Origin of the sequence: uncultured Limnohabitans sp., assembly GCF_937889215.1 — a bacterium.
Taxonomy (GTDB): domain Bacteria; phylum Pseudomonadota; class Gammaproteobacteria; order Burkholderiales; family Burkholderiaceae_C; genus Limnohabitans_A.
Genome location: NZ_CALBEX010000465.1, coordinates 1 through 5,364 on the forward strand (window position 1 = coordinate 1; position 5,364 = coordinate 5,364).

Here is a 5,364-nt window from a genome sequence, read left to right on the forward strand (position 1 = left end):
CATGCTGAGCAACGACTTGCTGATCGTGATCGGTGCGCTGGTCGGCTCCAGCGGGGCGATTTTGTCGTACATCATGTGCAACGCCATGAACCGCAGTTTCATCAGCGTGATCGCCGGGGGCTTTGGCACCACGGCCGCAGCGCCCAAGGCTGCTGGTGAATCGGCTGAGCCCGTAGGTGAAGTCAGCCCCATCTTGGCCGGCGAGACCGCCGAGATGCTGCGCGACGCCAAGAACGTGATCATCGTGCCCGGCTATGGCATGGCCGTGGCGCAAGCCCAGCACACGGTGTTTGAAATCACCAAGCACCTGCGCGAAAAAGGCGTCAATGTGCGCTTTGGCATCCACCCCGTGGCCGGCCGCATGCCTGGCCACATGAACGTGCTCTTGGCCGAAGCCAAAGTGCCTTACGACATCGTGTTCGAGATGGACGAACTCAACGACGACTTCCCGGACACCGACGTGGCCATCGTGATCGGTGCCAACGACATCGTGAACCCCGCAGCCCAAGACGACCCGAGCAGCCCGATCGCCGGCATGCCGGTGCTTGAAGTCTGGAAGGCCCGCACCAGCATTGTCATGAAGCGTTCCATGGCCAGCGGTTACGCCGGCGTGGACAACCCGCTGTTTTACAAAGACAACAACCGCATGTTGTTTGGCGATGCCAAGAAGATGCTCGACGAGGTGTTGATGGCATTGAAGGCTTGAACACGGGGCCTTTCTGCATAAGCAGATTCTCGGGTTGTTTTCAGACCGCCTGAGGGTTAAACCTCGGGAAATCCAGTAGGTCTGCGCGTCAGTTTGCTGTCAGTCATCAGGTAGAATGACTTGCAGGAGAACCTCATATGAATTCGAATCCCGTTTGGCTCAACAGTTACCCTGAAGGCATTCCCGCCGACATCGACTTCACGCCTTACAGCTCACTGGTGGGCTTGCTCGAAGAGAGCTTTGCCAAGTACGCCAGCAGAACGGCCTACAGCTTCATGGGCAAGGACATCAGCTATGCCCAGACCGACCAGGAGAGCTTGGCCATGGCGGCCTATTTGCAATCTTTGGGTTTGAGCAAGGGCGATCGCGTCGCCATCATGATGCCGAATGTGCCGCAATACCCCGTGGCTGTGGCCGCTGTTTTGCGGGCCGGCTTCGTGGTGGTCAATGTGAACCCGCTCTACACCGCCCGAGAGCTTGAGCATCAACTCAAGGACTCAGGGGCCAAGGCGATTGTGATCATCGAAAACTTCGCCGCCACACTTGAGAAGTGCATTGCGCAAACGCCTGTGCAGCATGTGGTGCTGGCTTCGATGGGGGACCGTTTGGGGGCGCTCAAAGGCAGTTTGGTCAACTACGTGGTGCGCAGCGTCAAAAAGATGGTGCCCGTTTTTCACCTGCCCAAAGCCGTTCGTTTCAACGAAGCTTTGTCCAAGGGGCGACAGCAAGCGTTTCGCAAGCCCGAATTGTCAGCCGACGACATTGCGGTGCTGCAATACACGGGCGGCACCACCGGCGTGTCCAAGGGTGCAGTGCTTTTGCACCGCAACGTGATCGCCAACGTTTTGCAGTCTGAGGCTTGGAACGCGCCTGTCATGACGCGCATCCCGGCGGGCGAGCAGCCCACCAATGTCTGTGCTTTGCCGCTGTACCACATCTTCGCTTTCACAGTGAACATGATGCTGGGCCTGCGCATGGGCGGAAAAACCATTCTGATCCCGAATCCGCGTGATTTGCCAGCGGTGCTCAAGGAGTTGTCCAAGCACACCTTTCACAGTTTTCCGGCCGTCAACACCTTGTTCAATGGCTTGGCCAATCACCCGGATTTTGGCACTGTCAACTGGTCCAACCTGAAAGTGTCCTTGGGCGGCGGCACGGCCGTCACCCCCAACGTGGCCAAGCTGTGGCTCGAAAAAACAGGCTGCCCGATTTGCGAAGGTTATGGCTTGTCCGAAACCAGCCCCTCGGCCAGTTGCAATCTGACCACGAGCACTGAATTCACGGGCACCATCGGCGTGCCATTGCCCGGCACCTGGATGAAGCTGCTGGACGATGAAGGGCAGGAAGTGACCGAACTGGGCCAGCCCGGCGAGATCGCCATCAAAGGCCCGCAAGTGATGGCCGGTTATTGGCAGCGCCCCGATGAGACCGCCAAGGTCATGACCCCCGATGGTTACTTCAAATCGGGCGATGTGGGCACAGTGGATGCGAGAGGCTTCTTCAAAATTGTGGACCGCAAGAAGGACATGATTTTGGTCAGTGGTTTCAACGTTTACCCCAACGAGGTGGAAGAAGTGGCTTCGGCTTGTCCGGGTGTGCTCGAGTGCGCCGCCATCGGCGTGCCTGACGAGAAAACAGGCGAGACGGTGAAACTGGTGGTGGTCAAAAAAGACCCGGCGCTGACCGAGGCCCAGATCTTGGCCTATTGCCGAGAGAACATGACCGCTTACAAGCAACCCCGCGTGATCGAATTCCGCGATGAGTTGCCGAAAACTCCCGTGGGCAAAATTTTGCGGCGCGAATTGCGCAACAAAGCCTGATTTTTCAGGGTAAGGCGTGCAAAGCCAGCTCGGCTGGCGCACACCCAAGCGGTCTACGGACCGCTTTTTTTTGACGTGAGAAGAAGGAACCTGTCATGGCCGTGATCGGCATCATGAGTGCCATGCAAGAAGAGTTGGCGGCCGTGTTGGCGGCCATGCCCGACGAGCAGCGGGTCAGTGTGGCTGGCCGAGATTTTTGGGTGGGCCATTGGCAGGGTCATTCGGTGGTGGCGGTGCTCTCACGCATCGGCAAGGTGGCTGCGGCGACCACGGCCACGGTGTTGTTGGAACGCTTTGGAGTGAGCGCATTGGTGTTCACCGGCGTGGCCGGTGGTTTGGGGAGCGGTGTTCAGGTCGGGGATGTGGTGGTGGCAGACAGTTTTGTGCAGCACGACATGGACGCTTCCCCTCTGTTTCCTCGCTACGAGGTGCCTCTGTATGGCCGCGCCCGCTTCGCGGCCGATGGTGTCTTGTCGGCGCAACTGATTGTGGCCACCCAGCAGGTGCTGCGCGATGCTGAACGCCATTTGGGGTCCGACACCTTGGCCCAGTTTCGTTTGGCTTCTCCCCGGGTGCACCACGGCTTGGTGATCAGTGGCGATCGCTTTGTCGCCACTTCGGCCGAGAGCCAAGGCCTGCGGCTGGCTTTGCCCGACGCTTTGGCTGTGGAGATGGAGGGTGCCGCGGTGGCACAGGTGTGCCACGACTATGCTGTGCCTTTTGCTGCGGTGCGCACCATTTCGGACCGCGCAGACGATGCGGCGCAGACCGATTTTCAACGCTTCATTCGCGAGGTGGCCAGCCGCTACAGCTTGGCCATCTTGTCGCAGTGGCTGAACAACCGGCAAGCCTGAAAGCCGCCGCTCACTTGAGCCAGCCGCGGCGACGGAAATACCACATGGGCACCACGGCGCTGGCGATCATCAAGGTCAGGGCAAAGGGGTAGCCCCATTTTTGCGACAGCTCGGGCATGTACTGGAAGTTCATGCCGTACAGGCTGGCGATCAAGGTGGGTGGCAGCAAGGCCACACTGGCCACCGAAAAGATTTTGATGATCTTGTTCTGGTTGATGTTGATGAAGCCGACGGTGGCGTCCATCAAGAAGTTGATCTTGTCGAACAAAAAGGCCGTGTGCGAGTCGAGCGAGTCGATGTCGCGCATGATCTGGCGCGCGTCTTCAAACTGCTCGGCATTCAGCATTTTGGAGCGCATCATGAAGCTAAGGGCGCGGCGCGTGTCCATCACGTTGCGCCGGATGCGGCCGTTCATGTCTTCTTGCCGTGCAATCGCGCCCAGTACTTCGCTGGCCATGGCGTCGGTCACATCACCCGACAGCACAGTGTTGCCCACTTTTTCGAGCTGGTCGTAAATGCCTTCAAGCGTGTCCGCTGAGTATTCGGCATCGGCATCAAACAGTTTGAGCAGCACATCCTTGGCGTCTTCGATCAGCCCGGGTGCCCGCCGAGCACGCATGCGCAAAAGGCGAAACACCGGCACGTCTTCGTCGTGGATGGAAAACAGCACGCCTTGGCTTTTCAGGTTGGCGTTGTGCTGGTTCAAGATAAAAGCGCAGCGCACAGTGCGGGGCTCATCATCATCAGCGATCAAGAAGTCAGAGCGGATGTGCAACTCGCCGTTGTCTTCTTCGTAAAAACGTGCGGATTCTTCGATGTCCTCGTCCATCGCGTCTTCCGGGATGAGGAGGCCGAAGTATTGCTTGATCCAGCGTTTTTCGTCCAGCGTGGGCGACTCCAGATCGACCCAAATGGGCTGAAAGCGGGAGAGTTCTTCCAACGACTCGATCTCTTCTTGGAAGAGGCGGCCGTTGACCAGGGTGAAGATGTTGAGCATGGCGAATCCAAAAATGGCCAAGTGCCAAAAGTTCTAAGGGGCAGCGAAGGGGGTGCGGCAGCTTTCGAACGATGGGCAGGGTGCTCAAGGCGTCCGAAAGCTACCCACTCGGGGTAGTTTCCACGGCGATGTGTCTCCAGATTGAATCGATCATTATCGCACCGCAGCAGGCGCGCTCGATGACAGAAATGTGTAAATCTCGTCCGCTCGGGCCTGGACATCGGCCCGCCCCAAGGCCATGAGCGCCTGAATGAAGCCTGGCTCAAAGAGCAAATAACTGGCCAGCGCCGCCCCGCTGCCTTGCAAAGCCCCTAAACCTTCCAGGACCCGAAGAATCGACGTTGGCAAGGCGTGCACATGCGCTTGCGCCAAAGCGTCCAGCGAAGCGCTGGGTTGCAGCGTCAGCACCTGTACCGAGCGAAAAGGCATTTCTGCCCGCACCGCTTCAGGCAAGGCTTGCAGCGATTGGTTGATGCGACTGACCTGCTCCACGTCGGCCTCCAGGGTGTCATGGAACACGCTGGCCATCGCATGCCCGGCGATCGTGCCCAGCGAGGGGTGGTCGTTGACCCGGCTGATGGCACCATGAGTCGAGCGTTGGGGCTGGCCGACGCCGATGGCCAATACCCGGTCGGCACCCAAGTGCACAGCCGCTGAAAGGGGGGAGATTTGGCGCATCGAGCCGTCGCCGAAAAACTCCATGCCGCCATCGACCCACAAGGGTGTGGCCGGAAAAATGAAGGGGATGGCGCTGGAGGCCATCAAATGCTCAATGGTGATGGGTTGCTGTTCCGCCCGTCGGCCAGGCCGACTCCAGGGAATGGGCTGGCCGTCGCGTGTTTGGCAAAAAGTCCAATGCACGCCGCTGGAGTAGCTGGATGCGGTCACGGCCAAGGCCTGCAGGGCCCCGGTTTGCAGCGCCGTGTCAATGCGGTCCAGCGCGATGGCTTTGTGCAAGGTGTTGACCAGAGGCAGGCTGTCCATGGC

At 59.1% G+C, this 5,364-nt stretch carries 5 protein-coding genes; 3 read left to right on the forward strand and 2 right to left on the reverse strand.

The window, feature by feature from the left end:
• The 3 genes from Q0341_RS11715 to Q0341_RS11725 all read left to right on the forward strand — a co-directional run.
• The coding region (locus Q0341_RS11715; RefSeq protein ID WP_299513484.1) for an NAD(P)(+) transhydrogenase (Re/Si-specific) subunit beta at positions 1 to 706 on the forward strand (706 nt) is incomplete at its 5' end.
• 137 nt (positions 707 to 843) lie between these two features.
• A complete protein-coding gene (locus Q0341_RS11720) occupies positions 844 to 2,526 on the forward strand; it encodes a long-chain-fatty-acid--CoA ligase (RefSeq protein WP_299513486.1) in 1,683 nt (560 codons plus the stop codon).
• A gap of 95 nt (positions 2,527 to 2,621) precedes the next feature.
• On the forward strand, positions 2,622 to 3,380 hold the full coding sequence (locus tag Q0341_RS11725) for a 5'-methylthioadenosine/adenosylhomocysteine nucleosidase (RefSeq protein ID WP_299513488.1): 759 nt from the start codon (positions 2,622 to 2,624) through the stop codon (positions 3,378 to 3,380).
• A 10-nt stretch (positions 3,381 to 3,390) separates the two neighbouring features.
• Here Q0341_RS11725 and corA read toward each other — a convergent pair whose 3' ends face one another.
• Positions 3,391 to 4,377: a magnesium/cobalt transporter CorA gene (gene corA, locus Q0341_RS11730; protein WP_299513490.1), complete on the reverse strand. Its 987-nt coding sequence runs from the start codon at positions 4,375 to 4,377 to the stop codon at positions 3,391 to 3,393.
• A 153-nt stretch (positions 4,378 to 4,530) separates the two neighbouring features.
• Positions 4,531 to 5,364, reverse strand: an 834-nt coding sequence (locus Q0341_RS11735) for a patatin (RefSeq protein WP_299513492.1), incomplete at its 5' end; no start/stop codon positions are given.